The sequence below is a fragment of the Cellulomonas sp. KU4C genome (assembly GCF_056868065.1).
Genome location: NZ_CP200322.1, coordinates 3131106 through 3144167, shown reverse-complemented (window position 1 = coordinate 3144167; position 13062 = coordinate 3131106). Strand labels below are relative to the sequence as shown.

The following is a 13062-nucleotide window of genomic DNA, read 5'->3' as shown; positions in this document are numbered from 1 at the left end:
CGCATTTCATCCTTTAATGTCCGGTTCGACCGGTTCTGGTGCGGCGAACGGGTGATTCGGAGATTGGCCCCGTGACGGCCTCAAGTCGGACCTCCAGGAGCCCGAAATCTTCATCGGCGGCGCTCCCCGGGAGCACCGCCGACTGACTACCTTGAATCCGAATCTGAAACAGGAGTTGAGCATGATCGCTCGCATCCACCAGGCCATGGCGAAGAAGGACGACAAGGGCTTCACGCTCATCGAGCTCCTCGTCGTCGTCATCATCATCGGCATCCTCGCGGCCATCGCGATCCCGGTGTTCCTCAACCAGCGCAAGAGCGCGGTCGACGCCGGCATCAAGTCCGACCTGCGCACGGTCGCGAACGAGGTCGAGACCGCCTTCGTGAACAAGCAGGCCTACCCGGCCTCGGTCGACTCCTCCGGTAAGACGATCACTCTGGTGACCGGCACGGACACCAAGGTCGTCAACCTGAGCAACGCCAACACCACCATCAAGTACACCAACGGTGGCTCTGGCACCTACACGATCACCGGCATCAACAGCACGGACGGCACCGGCACGCTGTACACGTACGACAGCGCCAAGGGCGGCCTGCAGCCCTGATCGGCTGCTCACCCCGCACGACCCAGGTGGGCCCGAGCACGCGCTCGGGCCCACCTGGCCGCTCCGGCTCCGGTACGCAGCCCACCCCGACAGGAGACCTCCCCATGGCCCGGCGCCGCCCCACCGTCCCGCAGGACGACGCAGGCTTCACCCTCGTCGAGGTCATCGTCTCCCTCGCGCTGCTGACCATCACGGCCACGGCGGCGCTGTACTTCTTCGTCGGCGGGACCCGGGCGGTCAGCCACCAGCAGCAGTCCCAGAACGCCGTGGTCGTCGCGAACGAGGCGATGGAGAGCGCGTACTCGGTCGCCGCCAAGCTGAACGGCGCGACGAGCGGCCTGGTGGCCGGGCGGACCAAGAGCGACGTCGACGCCGCCTGGGCGTCCGTCGCGACCGCCGGCCTGGAGGGCTACTCCCAGACCTACCCGGCGTGGGACCCGGCCACGACCGCGCTGGCCGGCACCACGGACGACGCCGTCCCGCTGACCCGCACCTCCACCCTGAACAACCTCGAGTACTCCGCGCTGACCCTGGTCGGACCGTGCTACCGCTCGAAGGCCGACGCCAACGCCGCATGCGGCACGGTCGGGGCGACCGAGCCCACCTCGGTCCCGTCGGGCTACACCCGCCTGATGCGCGTCATCGTCCAGGTCACCTGGGACAGCCAGTCCTGCCCCCCGGACGGCTGCTCGTACCAGGTCGCCTCGCTGATCGACCCGAACTCCGACCTCACCTGGAACAACACCACCCGCCCGATCGCCGTCGACGACGACGCGGTCGCGTACGCGGGTGGCACGGCCGTCCCGGTCGAGGTGCTGCGGAACGACATCCTGGGCGTCGTCGTCTCGAACCCGGTCCGCCTGGTGACCGCCCCCACGCACGGCACGGCGACGCTGCAGGCCGACGGGACGGTCCTGTACAACCCGGCGCAGTCGCCCGGCAGCTACTGGTCGGGCAACAAGAAGCTTCACCTACAAGCTCAAGGACCAGGCCGGTCGCGAGTCGAACGACGCCACGGTGCGGGTCAAGGTCACCCCCGTGGTCAAGGACGACACGGCCACCACGTCGCAGGGCCAGACCGTGACGATCCCGGTCACCGCCAACGACTTCGCGACTCCCGCGTCGATCCAGATCATCACCAAGCCGACCAAGGGCACCGCGACGGTCTCCGGCACCTCGATCGTGTACACGCCGGGCCAGATCGGCGCCGACACGCTCGAGTACAAGGTGACCGACACCAGCGGGCTGGTGAGCGAGAACCAGGCCAAGGTCTCGATCACCGTCACCGCCTGGGCGCCCCCGAAGTCCGCGGACCTGACGGTGCGGGTCCCGGCGACGGTGAACGGCTCGACCCTGGACCTCAACATGCTCGGCATCACCGGGAACCCGGCCGGCTACCTCGTCGAGGTCATGTCGGTCTCGGCGAACCAGGGCCAGGTCTTCGTGAACGGCAAGGCCTACAACGCCAGCAACAACCGCATCGGCACGCAGGTCGCGTACGCGCAGCAGGGCAACGTGCTGGGCAGGTGGACGTTCCAGTACCGCGTGATGACGCCGGACTCGTCGGTCAAGTCCGAGGTCAAGACGATCACGCTGATGATCATGCCCGTCGCGCAGCCGGACACGTTCACCAACCAGAACCGGAAGTCGACGGTCAGCCTGTACATCGGGCAGAACGACGCGCCGATGAACTACGGCGGGACCGTCCAGCTGTCGCCGATCCTGAGCAAGCCGTCGTGCGGCTCGTTCCCGAGCCAGCAGAACGACATCCAGAACGGCCGGGTCAACTTCCAGACGCCGGACGTGAACAAGGCGACCACGTGCACCTTCACCTACACGCTGCAGGGCACGGGCCAGTACGCGGACCTCGTGTCCGACCCGGTCACGGTCACGGTGACCACGAAGTGAGCCGGGTCCGCAGGGCGCTGCGACCCGAGCGTCGCGACGAGGGGATGACGCTCGTCGAGCTGCTCGTCGCGATGGGCATCTTCATGGTCGTGATCGCGGTGTTCATGGCCGGCGTCGTCATCATGACCCGCGGTACCGTGCGGGCCGACGTCACCGCGGCGTCCGGCGACTCGCTCCGGAACACGTTCCAGCGCATGGAGCGCCAGGTCCGGTACGCGGAGTCGGTGAACTACCCCGGCACCGGCACGAGCGGTGCGCAGTACGTGGAGTTCCGTACCGGCGCCGCGGTGTCCAGCACCGGCGTCGCGATGTGCACGCAGTGGCGGTGGGTGCCCGGCAGCGGCGACCTGCAGTTCCGCACGTGGCGGGACGTGGCGACGCCGTCGATCCCCGCGTGGACGACGGTCATCTCCGACGTGCTCCCGGACGACGCCAGCCCGGCGCGGCCGTACCCGTTCCAGGTGCACCAGGCGATCGCGACGAAGAACGAGCCCCGGCAGCGGCTGACGTTGCGCCTGACGGTCGGCAACGACCTCGCGGGGGCGAAGGCCGTGAGCGAGACGACGTTCGTGGCACGCAACAGCAGCGTCGCGTCGGTCAGCAACGCGGACGCGAACAACGACGGCAGGTCGGACACGCAGGTCTGCGTGTCCGCGGCGGGAAGGCCCTGACCATGCGCAAGCGGACCACGACGCGGGGTGCGGGCGCCCGTCGCCGGACCCTCCTCGAGGCGATCGGCCGCGACAGCGGCGTCGCGATGATGAGCTCGATCCTGCTGGTGCTGATCATGGCGTCGCTGAGCATGGTCGTGCTCGCCCTGGTGATGGCGCAGACCCGCCCCACCGAGTTCGCACGGAAGAACACCCGGACCATCTTCGCGGCCGAGGCCGGTGTCGAGGCGGCGCTGAGCCGCATCCGCTCGGCGGGCGGCGCCGCGGACTTCACCGGAGCCGTCTACGGCGACCTCACCCAGCTCCCGTGCACCCTGTCGGGCACCGTCGCGGATGCGACCGGCGAGCTGCGCTACTCGGTGCAGGTCCGGTACTACAAGGACGACCCCGCCGGGCAGTCCGCCACGTGGCTGGCGAACAACAAGATGACGGGCTGCCGCCCCGCGACCCAGCCCGCGTACGCGTACATCAGCGCCCAGGGCTTCTCCGAGACGACGCCGCGGCTGTCCGCGGACGAGGCGGACCGCTCGCTGTCCAGCGTCTACCAGTTCAACACCACGAACAGCAACATCAACGGCGGTCGCATCTACACGTTCGGCGACCAGTACTGCCTGCGCGCCGACAACACCACGGTGGGGTCGACGATCACCTACGTGCCCAAGGACCAGTGCGGTGCGGACGACGACCGCGAGCTCTGGGTCTACGACGCCGACTACAAGCTCGAGCTGTCGGTGTCGACGCTCCCCGGTGGCAAGGCGCTGTGCATCGGCGGCGACCCGCGGTCGGGGTCCGTGCAGGCGAAGCTGCAGGAGTGCACGACGGATGCCTCGCGGTGGCAGCAGCTGTGGAGCTGGGACACCGGCGCCCGGTGGCGGGGCGAGAACGACAGCATCACCGACTACTCGGGGTCGTGCCTGTTCGCGGGCACCACGAACTCCGGCGCGATCAACGGCGCCAAGCTGCACATCGGCTCGTGCGCGAGCGACCAGGCGTGGGGCTCGTTCAACCCGGACCCGGCCGTCGGCGCCGGTGGCGCGAAGTACGAGACGATCCAGATCGTCAACTACCTCGAGTTCGGTCGCTGCTTCGACGTGACCGACCAGACCGTCGGATCGGCGTTCATGATCGTGTACCCGTGCAAGCAGGACCCCACCGGCGGCTCCAAGCTCAACTGGAACCACAAGTGGTACTACTCCGAGCCGCCGGTCGGGCAGTCGGTGCTGGAGAACCAGCGGATCAGCGTCCGGGTGGACAACAACACCTCGAAGACCTACTGCCTGCAGGCGCCCGGCGCCGGCGGCACGTACGTCACGCTGACCAGCAGCTGCAGCACCACCGCGCCGGCTCAGCAGTGGGACCGGTACCAGAACACGGGGAACTCGGCGAACTCCTACACGTTCGTGGACTACCTGGGCCGCTGCGTCGGCCTGAGCGACGACAAGTACAAGTCCGCCTGGTCGAAGATCGTCGTGACCTCGTGCTCCGGCGAGGCCGACCAGAAGTGGAACGCGCCGCCGCAGAAGTCCGACGCGCAGATCGGCGACTACGTGGAGGGCACCCGGCCATGACCAGCGCCGCAGGGGGAGCGTCGTCGTGACGGGTCTGGTCATCGCGTGCAGTGCGCTGCTCGGCCTGCTCGTCGGCTCGTTCCTCAACGTCGTCGTGTGGCGGGTCCCGCGCGGCGAGTCCGTGGTCAGCCCGCCGTCGGCCTGCCCGGCGTGCGGGCACCGGATCCGGTCCCGCGACAACGTCCCCGTGCTGTCGTGGCTGGCGCTGCGCGGCCGCTGCCGGGACTGCGGCGCGCCGATCGCGCGCCGCTACCCGCTGGTCGAGGCGGGCACGGCGCTCCTGTTCGCGCTCACCGGGTGGTTCGTCTCGGAGACGCTCACGCTCTGGGCGCTGCCGGCGATGCTGTACCTGGCCGCCGTCATGGTGGCGCTCACGCTGATCGACCTCGACGTGCACCGGCTGCCGGACGCGATCGTGCTGCCGTCGTACGGCGTCGGCGCGGGGCTGCTGTTGCTGGCCGACCTCGCACCCGACGGGTCGCTCGACACGGGCGCGGCCGTGCGCGCGGTCATCGGCGCGGCCGCCCTCGCCGCGTTCTTCTTCGTGCTGTTCGCCGTCAACCCGCGCGGCATGGGATTCGGCGACGTCAAGCTCGCCGGGGTGCTGGGTCTCTACCTCGGGTGGTTCGGCTGGGGCGCGTTGGCGGTCGGCGCGTTCGGTGCGTTCGTCCTCGGTGGCGTGTTCGGCATCGGCCTGCTGGTGACCCGGCGGGCGGGGCGCAAGTCCGGTATTCCGTTCGGCCCGTGGATGATCGCGGGCGCCATTCTGGGGATCGCCGCGGGGGAGCCGCTCTGGGCGTCCTACCTGGCGGTGTTCTGACGTTTGTCGGCGATCCCACCCGCACGACTTCTCAAGGGCGCCCCCGGGCTGCCCGATAGGCACTGAAGACAATCGATGAAGGGACGTGCGGTGGCCTCCTCACGTGTGGTCGGGCTGGACATCGGGACGAGCGCCGTGCGCGCCGCCGAGGTGGCCTTCGGCGGCGGCGGTCCCGCCGGCGGCAACGGGACGTTCGAGCGGTTCGGTCAGGTGGACCTGCCCCCGGGCGCGGTGCGCGACGGCGAGGTCGTCGAGCAGGCGGTCGTGTCGCACGCGCTGAAGCAGCTCTGGCAGCAGGCCGGGTTCAGCACCAAGGACGTCGTCCTCGGGGTCGGCAACCAGCGCGTGGTCGTCCGCGAGATGGAGCTGCCCTGGATGCCGCTCCCGCAGCTCAAGGCGTCCCTGCCGTACCAGGTGCAGGAGCTGATCCCCGTCGCGGGAGGTGACGCGCTGCTCGACTTCTACCCGACGGGTGAGGCGACGACGGACCGCGGCCGTACGGTGCGCGGCCTGCTGGTCGCCGCTCAGCGCGACACGGTCGCGGCCAACGTGCTCGCCGCCGAGTCCGCGGGCCTCAAGCCGACGATGGTCGACCTCAACGCGTTCGCGCTCGTCCGGGCGCTCGCCCGGGGCGGTGTCGGCGAGTCCACGGTCGCGCTCGTGGACATCGGCGCTCGGGTCACCAACGTCGTGATCTCCGCCCGCGGTGTGCCGGTGCTCGTCCGGATGATCCCGACCGGCGGGCAGCACATCACGGACGCCGTCGCGACCTCCATGAGCATCACCGCGCACGAGGCCGAGGGCCTCAAGCGCGAGGTCGGTCTGCAGTTCCAGGCGCCTCCCGGCGCGGAGTCGGCGGGCGAGGCGATCGCCGCGATCGGTCGGCAGCTCGTCGAGTCGATCCGCAACACGTTCGTCTACTACGCGGGCAACCACCCGGGCGCGGGCATCGAGGGCGTGCTGCTCACCGGTGGTGGCGCCCACCTGCCCGGCCTGGGCCAGTACCTCTCCAGCTCCAGCCGGATCCCCGTCGCACTGGGCGACGCCCTGCAGGGGCTGCGCCTGGGCAAGTCCCTCGACCGCTCCCGGCTGGCCGGCATCGAGTCCCTCGTCGCCATGCCCGTCGGCCTCGCCCACGGAGTCGCTGCATGACCGCCACCGCGGAACGCCCGGCCACACGCCCGGCGAAGAAGCCCAAGGGCGGCGCGCCCGCCGCGTTCGTCGCCGGCCTGCCGCAGGTCAACCTGCTGCCGCCGGAGGTCCGCGCCGCGCGCTCGCTCTCCGTCGTCAAGCGGTGGCTCGGCATCAGCCTGGTCGCCGTCCTGGTCCTGGTCGCCCTCGGCTACGGCGGCGCGGTGCTCGCGCGCTCGGCCGCCGACGCGGAGCTTCTCCGCGGCAGAGGACACCCAGATCGCCCTGCGCGCGGAGGAGGCCACCTACGCGGAGGTCCCGCGCGTGCTCGGCGCGATCACGCAGACCACGCTCGCTCGCGACCTCGGCATGGCGCCCGAGGTGTCCTGGAAGTCCTACCTCGACGCGATCTCCGCGGTCCTGCCGGTCGGGATGAGCATCGACGACTTCGCGCTCACCGGGCCGTCGCCGGTGGCGCTGCCCGTGACGGGCACCGACCCGCTCCAGGGCGCGAGCATCGGCAACGTGGCGCTCCAGGTGCGGTCGACCACCCCGCCGGTGGCCGCCGACCTGATCGACGCGCTCGACGCGCTGCCCGGCCTCGACAGCACGTGGGTGTCGTCCGTGGCCACCGCCGAGGAGGAGGGCACCACCTACTACGCGGTGTCGCTCACGGCTCAGCTGAACGACGCGGCACTGCTGCAGCGGTTCGCCGCCGAGCAGCCGGCCGCCGCCGAAGGGGACGAGTGACATGAGACAGTCCAAGACGAGCACCTGGGTCGCCGGGACGGTCTTCATCGCGCTGCTGATCATGGTCGGCAGCTGGTTCCTGCTGGTCTCTCCGGTTCTCACGACAGCCGGCGAGACGCTCACCACCGCGCAGGGCGTCGAGGCCGACAACGACGCCGCCCGGTCGCGGATCCAGACGCTCAAGGCGCAGTTCGAGACCCTGGACCAGAGCAAGGCCGAGCTGGCCGCGCTGCAGGTCCAGGTCCCGACCACCGCGGACATCTCCGACTACCTGCGGCAGGTCGACGCCAAGGCCGCCGAGCACGGGGTCTCGCTGACCGCGGTCAGCCCGTCGACGCCCGAGCTGTTCGCCTCGCCGGTCCCGCCGGCCGTCGCGACGGTCACGGAGCCCGAGACCACCGAGGGTGCCGACGACGCCGGCGCTGCCGCCGACGCCACCACCACGGTCGACCCGGCCGTGGCGGCAGCCGCCGCAGCGGCCGCTGCAGTGCCCGCCGGCCTCATCGACGTGCCGATCTCGATGACGGTCGTCGGCAGTTACGCGAACGTCCTCGCCTGGGTCGACGCGGTGCAGCAGCAGACCGACCGGCTGCTGCTGGTGACGACCGTGACCGGCACCGGCCAGGACGAGGCCGCGGCCGGCGGCGGCAAGCCGGCGACGGCGCCCGGCGACGTCGAGCTCGTGGTCTCCGGCTACCTGTACGTGCTGCCGGACGACAAGCTCGATCCCCGTGGTCACCCCGGAGGAGCTCGCGGCGACGCTCCCCGGCGCGGACCCGAACCGCAACCCGCTGCTCGGCTGACACCCGCAGCACCTCGCACCACCCCGCGCCCCGGCCCACCTCGTGGACCGGGGCGCGGTGGTGTCCCCCCGACGTGAAAGACTCCGCCCCATGCTCCGTTGGTTGACGTCCGGTGAGTCGCACGGTCCTGCCCTGGTGGGCGTGCTGGAGGGCCTCCCCGCGGGGGTCGAGGTCGAGTCCGCGCACATCCGTGCCGCGCTCGCGCGCCGCCGCCTGGGCTACGGCCGGGGCGCGCGGATGTCGTTCGAGCAGGACGAGGTGCGGATCCTCGGCGGCGTGCGCCTGGGGGAGTCGCAGGGCGGTCCGGTCGCGATCGAGATCGGCAACACGGAGTGGCCGAAGTGGGTCGACGTCATGTCGTCCGACCCGGTCGACGACCCGGAGAAGCTCAACCGTGCCCGCAACGCGCCGCTGACCCGGCCGCGTCCGGGTCACGCGGACCTCGTCGGCATGCGCAAGTACGCGTTCGACGACGCGCGTCCCGTGCTGGAGCGCGCGTCCGCGCGGGAGACCGCCGCCCGCGTGGCCCTCGGCACGGTCGCGGCGCGGTTCCTCGAGCAGGCCGCGGGCGTGCGGCTCGTGTCGCACGTCGTGGGCATCGGCCCGGTGACGGTCCCGGACGGGACGGTGCTGCCGACGCCCGACGACGTCGAGGCGCTGGACGCCGACCCGGTGCGCTGCCTCGACGCGGCGACGTCGGCGGCGATGGTCGCGGAGATCGACGACTGCCACAAGGCCGGCGACACCCTCGGCGGCGTCGTCGAGGTGCTGGTCTACGGGCTGCCGTCCGGGCTGGGCTCGTACGTGCACGCGGACCGGCGGCTCGACGCGCGCCTGGCCGGTGCGCTCATGGGCATCCAGGCGATCAAGGGCGTCGAGGTCGGCGACGGCTTCCGCACCGCGACCCGCCGCGGCTCGCAGGCGCACGACGAGATGGCGCGGGACGCCGACGGCGTGATCCGGCGGGCCACCAACCGGGCCGGCGGCCTGGAGGGCGGCATGACGAACGGCGAGGTCCTGCGGGTCCGCGCGGCGATGAAGCCGATCTCGACGGTGCCGCGCGCCCTGGCGACGGTCGACACCGCCAGCGGCGAGCCGGCCACGGCGCAGCACCAGCGCTCCGACGTGTGCGCGGTGCCCCCGGCCGCCGTCGTCGCCGAGGCGATGGTCGCGCTGGTGGTCGCGGACGCGCTGCTGGAGAAGACCGGCGGCGACTCCGTCGGCGAGGTGCGCCGCAACCTCGAGGCGTACGTCGCGGCGATCCCCGACCTGCTGCGATGACCGACCGGCCGCGGGTGGTCCTGGTGGGACCGCCCGGCTCGGGCAAGTCCACGGTGGCGCAGACGCTCGCCGGGCGGTGGCACCTCGCCGCGCGGGACACGGACGCGGACGTCGCCGGTGCCGCGGGCAAGCCGGTGGCGGAGATCTTCGTCGAGGATGGCGAGCCGCGGTTCCGCGAGCTGGAGCACGAGGCGGTGCGGGTCGCGCTGGCCGAGCACGACGGCGTGCTGGCGCTCGGCGGCGGCTCGGTGCTGCACCCGGGCACGCAGGAGGAGCTGGCGGCGTACCGGGCCGGGGGCGGCGTGGTGGTGTTCCTCGACGTGAGCCTGCGGCACGCGGCCCCGCGGGTGGGGTTCAACCAGTCGCGGCCGCTGCTGCTCGGCAACCCGCGGGCGCGGTGGCAGGCGCTGATGGCGGAGCGGCGGCCGGTGTACGAGCGGGTCGCGACGGTGACGGTGTCGACCGACGACCTGACGCCGGCGCAGGTCGCGGAGCGGATCGAGCAGGCGCTGGCGGACCAGCGCGAGGACGGGAACGAGGCGGGACGATGACGACGCGCACGGTGCAGGTCTCCGGGGAGCAGCCCTACGAGGTCGTGATCGGCCGCAACCTGCTGGGCGAGCTGCCGCGGCTGCTGGGCGAGGGCGTCCGCAAGGTGCTGGTGATCCACCCGGCCGCGCTGGCGACCACCGCGGACGCCGTGCGCGAGGACCTGGTGGCGCACGGGTACGAGGCCCTGCTCGCCGAGGTCCCGGACGCCGAGCCGGCCAAGTCGGCGCAGGTCGCGTCGTTCTGCTGGCAGGTGCTGGGCCAGGCGGACTTCACGCGCAGCGACGCGATCATCGGCCTGGGCGGCGGCGCGACGACCGACCTCGCGGGGTTCGTGGCGTCGACCTGGCTGCGCGGCGTGCGGGTGGTGCACGTGCCGACGACGCTGCTGGCGATGGTCGACGCGGCCGTGGGCGGCAAGACGGGCATCAACACGGTCGAGGGCAAGAACCTGGTCGGGACGTTCCACGCGCCGGCCGGGGTGCTGTGCGACCTCGCCGCGCTGGAGAGCATGCCGCGGCACGACTACGTGGCGGGCCTGGCCGAGGTGGTCAAGTGCGGGTTCATCGCGGACCCGCGGATCCTCGAGCTGGTCGAGGCGCACGGTCCCGAGGTCACCGACCCGGTGCGGGCCGCGTCGTCGGAGGTGGTGGCCGAGCTGGTGGAGCGCGCGGTCGCCGTGAAGGCGCGGGTCGTGGGGGAGGACCTCCGCGAGGCGGGCCTGCGGGAGATCCTCAACTACGGGCACACCCTCGGCCACGCGATCGAGCACGTGGAGCGGTACTCCTGGCGGCACGGCGCGGCCGTCGCGGTCGGCATGGTCTACGCCGCGGAGCTCGCGCGGCTCGCCGGTCGGCTGGACGAGGCCGTGGTGGCCCGGCACCGGTCGATCCTCACCGGCCTCGGCCTGCCGACGACGTACCGCGGCGACCGCTGGGACCAGCTGCACGCGGCGATGCGCCGGGACAAGAAGGCCCGCGGGGACCTGCTGCGGTTCGTGGTCCTGGACGGCGTCGCGCGGCCCGCGCGGCTCGAGGGACCCGACCCGACGCTGCTGGTCGCGGCGTACGCGGAGATCGCCGAGGGCGCGGCACCGGTGCGTGGTATCTCGCTGGGCTGATCGCCCTACTTGTACGGAGCGTGTACAAGCATTGCTCTTTGTTTGTGGCTAGTACAAACTTTCGATGTTGTGCGCGACGGTCCGGGTCCCTATGCTCGCCCCATGTGGGTCCTGACGGTCGACCAAGAAGCCAGTCGGAAGCGGGGCGACCAGGTGGACGCGCTGCTTGCCGGTCTGTCGAGCGACGGCCCGCTCGCACTCGCCGGTGCCTCGCCGAGTGGTTTGGTGCGCCCGTTCGAGCGCACCGCCGGGGACGAGGTGCAGGCGGTGTTCTCGGATCCGAGGTTGGCGGTCGACGTCACGCTGCACCTGCTGCACATCGGCGGCTGGACCATCGGTGTCGGCGCGGGGGCGGTCGACGCGCCGCTGCCGGCCAGTGCTCGTGCGGGATCGGGATCGGCGTTCGTGCTCGCACGCGAGGCTGTGGAGGCTGCGAAGGCGCGCCGACCGCGCAGCTCACCGCCGGTGTCGGTCCGCGGCGACCGGGTCGACCTAGCGGCCGAGGCCGAGGCGGTGCTGGCGCTGCTCGGGGCGATCGCCGCTCGCCGGACCCCCGAGGGGCGCGCCGTCGTCGAGCTGGTGCGACGGAGCGCGACGCCGGTCCGGCAGGAGGACCTCGCGGTTGCTCTGGGCATCAGCCAGCAGGCGGTGAGCATGCGACTCAAGACGGCGATGTGGGCTGAGGAGACGGCGGCGAGACCGGCCGCGGCCCGCCTGCTCGGGCTCGCCGCGGGCGGGGAGGGCGCCGCGTGACACCGTTGTGGGGAGCCGTGGTCGTGCTGGCCGCGCTCGTGGTCAGCGCCGGGCTCGGCTGGGTCGCCGCCGCGGGCGTGCTGCGCCTCGCGGACCGGCCGGCGCCGGACGACGGCCCCGACGCCGCCCCGCCGGAGGTCGAGCCGGACGCCGGCACCCGCCGGGGCCGACGCCGCCGGGCCCGCGCCGGCGACGGCCCCGACGGTGACCGTGCCCGGGCCAAGCTGCGCGGAGGCACCTGGATCGGCGTCCTCGAACGGCTCGCGGTCACCGGCACGCTGCTCGCCGGGGAGCCGGGCGGCGTCGCCGTCGTCGTGGCGGTCAAGGGTCTCGGCCGGTACCCGGAGCTGCGCGGCGGCGACGACCCCGCGGTGTCGGAGCGGTTCGTGATCGGCACGCTCGCCTCGCTGGTGTGGGCGGCGGCCGCGGGTGTCGCGGGTCGGTGGCTGCTCACGCGCTAAGATGGTCGGCGGCCCAGCCCCGTCCCGGCGCGGACGCGCGTGGCGAGGCTCCCGAGACCCCTGACAGGAAGCAGTGACGTGGCGACGACGAACGACCTCAAGAACGGCACCGTGCTGAAGATCGACGGCCAGCTCTGGACGGTCATCGAGTTCCAGCACGTCAAGCCCGGCAAGGGCGGCGCGTTCGTGCGCACCAAGCTGAAGAACGTCCTGTCCGGCAAGGTCGTCGACAAGACGTTCAACGCGGGCCTGAAGATCGAGACCGCGAACGTCGACAAGCGCGACATGCAGTACCTGTACAAGGACGGCGAGGACTTCGTGTTCATGGACACGGACAACTACGACCAGATCACCGTCCCGGCCGCCACCGTCGGCGACGCCGCGAACTTCATGCTCGAGAGCACCACGGCGATGGTCGCGACCAACGAGGGCGTGCCGCTCTACGTCGAGCTGCCCCCGTCGGTGACCCTCATGGTCACGTACACGGAGCCCGGCCTGCAGGGCGACCGCTCGTCGGCCGGCACCAAGCCCGCCACGCTGGAGACCGGCTACCAGATCCAGGTCCCGCTGTTCCTCGAGTCGGACACCAAGGTCAAGGTCGACACCCGCGACGGCAGCTACCTGGGTCGCGTGAACGACTGAC

14 protein-coding genes and 1 pseudogene are annotated in these 13062 nt (G+C 71.9%); all 15 read left to right on the top strand.

Annotated features, from left to right (window positions below):
* Positions 1 to 181 precede the first annotated feature (181 nt).
* The 15 genes and pseudogenes from AC1VL8_RS14980 (at position 182) to efp (ending at position 13061) form a co-directional block, all read left to right on the top strand.
* The gene (locus AC1VL8_RS14980) at positions 182 to 604 is read left to right on the top strand and encodes a type IV pilin protein (protein ID WP_483075723.1); all 423 of its coding nucleotides are present in this window, start codon (positions 182 to 184) and stop codon (positions 602 to 604) included.
* A 104-nt stretch (positions 605 to 708) separates the two neighbouring features.
* Positions 709 to 1479 (top strand): annotated as a pseudogene (locus AC1VL8_RS14975) (prepilin-type N-terminal cleavage/methylation domain-containing protein); the annotation flags it as partial.
* 142 nt (positions 1480 to 1621) lie between these two features.
* Positions 1622 to 2512 (top strand): Ig-like domain-containing protein, encoded by an 891-nt coding sequence (locus tag AC1VL8_RS14970; protein ID WP_483075722.1) that lies wholly within the window; start codon positions 1622 to 1624, stop codon positions 2510 to 2512.
* The gene (locus tag AC1VL8_RS14965) at positions 2425 to 3183 is read left to right on the top strand and encodes a PulJ/GspJ family protein (RefSeq protein ID WP_483076264.1); all 759 of its coding nucleotides are present in this window, start codon (positions 2425 to 2427) and stop codon (positions 3181 to 3183) included. Before AC1VL8_RS14970 ends, AC1VL8_RS14965 begins: the two co-directional genes overlap by 88 nt.
* 2 nt (positions 3184 to 3185) lie before the next feature.
* A complete protein-coding gene (locus AC1VL8_RS14960; protein ID WP_483075721.1) occupies positions 3186 to 4751 on the top strand; it encodes a ricin-type beta-trefoil lectin domain protein in 1566 nt (521 codons plus the stop codon).
* A 25-nt stretch (positions 4752 to 4776) separates the two neighbouring features.
* The gene (locus AC1VL8_RS14955) at positions 4777 to 5571 is read left to right on the top strand and encodes a prepilin peptidase (RefSeq protein ID WP_389229357.1); all 795 of its coding nucleotides are present in this window, start codon (positions 4777 to 4779) and stop codon (positions 5569 to 5571) included.
* Positions 5572 to 5661: 90 nt separating this feature from the next.
* The gene (gene pilM, locus AC1VL8_RS14950) at positions 5662 to 6723 is read left to right on the top strand and encodes a type IV pilus assembly protein PilM (RefSeq protein ID WP_389229354.1); all 1062 of its coding nucleotides are present in this window, start codon (positions 5662 to 5664) and stop codon (positions 6721 to 6723) included.
* 303 nt (positions 6724 to 7026) lie between these two features.
* Positions 7027 to 7452: a hypothetical protein gene (locus AC1VL8_RS14945; protein ID WP_483075720.1), complete on the top strand. Its 426-nt coding sequence runs from the start codon at positions 7027 to 7029 to the stop codon at positions 7450 to 7452.
* 1 nt (position 7453) lies between these two features.
* Positions 7454 to 8332 carry a hypothetical protein gene (locus tag AC1VL8_RS14940; protein ID WP_483075719.1) on the top strand — a complete coding sequence of 293 codons (879 nt, stop codon included), beginning with the start codon at positions 7454 to 7456 and terminating at the stop codon, positions 8330 to 8332.
* A 13-nt stretch (positions 8333 to 8345) separates the two neighbouring features.
* Entirely contained in the window at positions 8346 to 9536 is a 1191-nt protein-coding gene (aroC, locus tag AC1VL8_RS14935; protein WP_389229345.1) for a chorismate synthase, read from the top strand.
* Positions 9533 to 10087 carry a shikimate kinase gene (locus AC1VL8_RS14930; RefSeq protein WP_483075718.1) on the top strand — a complete coding sequence of 185 codons (555 nt, stop codon included), beginning with the start codon at positions 9533 to 9535 and terminating at the stop codon, positions 10085 to 10087. The genes aroC and AC1VL8_RS14930 overlap by 4 nt, the downstream gene beginning before the upstream one ends.
* Positions 10084 to 11205 carry a 3-dehydroquinate synthase gene (aroB, locus tag AC1VL8_RS14925; RefSeq protein WP_483075717.1) on the top strand — a complete coding sequence of 374 codons (1122 nt, stop codon included), beginning with the start codon at positions 10084 to 10086 and terminating at the stop codon, positions 11203 to 11205. Before AC1VL8_RS14930 ends, aroB begins: the two co-directional genes overlap by 4 nt.
* A 102-nt stretch (positions 11206 to 11307) precedes the next feature.
* Positions 11308 to 11958 (top strand): hypothetical protein, encoded by a 651-nt coding sequence (locus AC1VL8_RS14920; RefSeq protein ID WP_483075716.1) that lies wholly within the window; start codon positions 11308 to 11310, stop codon positions 11956 to 11958.
* Positions 11955 to 12419 (top strand): hypothetical protein, encoded by a 465-nt coding sequence (locus AC1VL8_RS14915; protein ID WP_389229333.1) that lies wholly within the window; start codon positions 11955 to 11957, stop codon positions 12417 to 12419. Before AC1VL8_RS14920 ends, AC1VL8_RS14915 begins: the two co-directional genes overlap by 4 nt.
* 78 nt (positions 12420 to 12497) lie before the next feature.
* The gene (efp, locus tag AC1VL8_RS14910; RefSeq protein ID WP_389229330.1) at positions 12498 to 13061 is read left to right on the top strand and encodes an elongation factor P; all 564 of its coding nucleotides are present in this window, start codon (positions 12498 to 12500) and stop codon (positions 13059 to 13061) included.
* Position 13062: the final 1 nt, after the last annotated feature.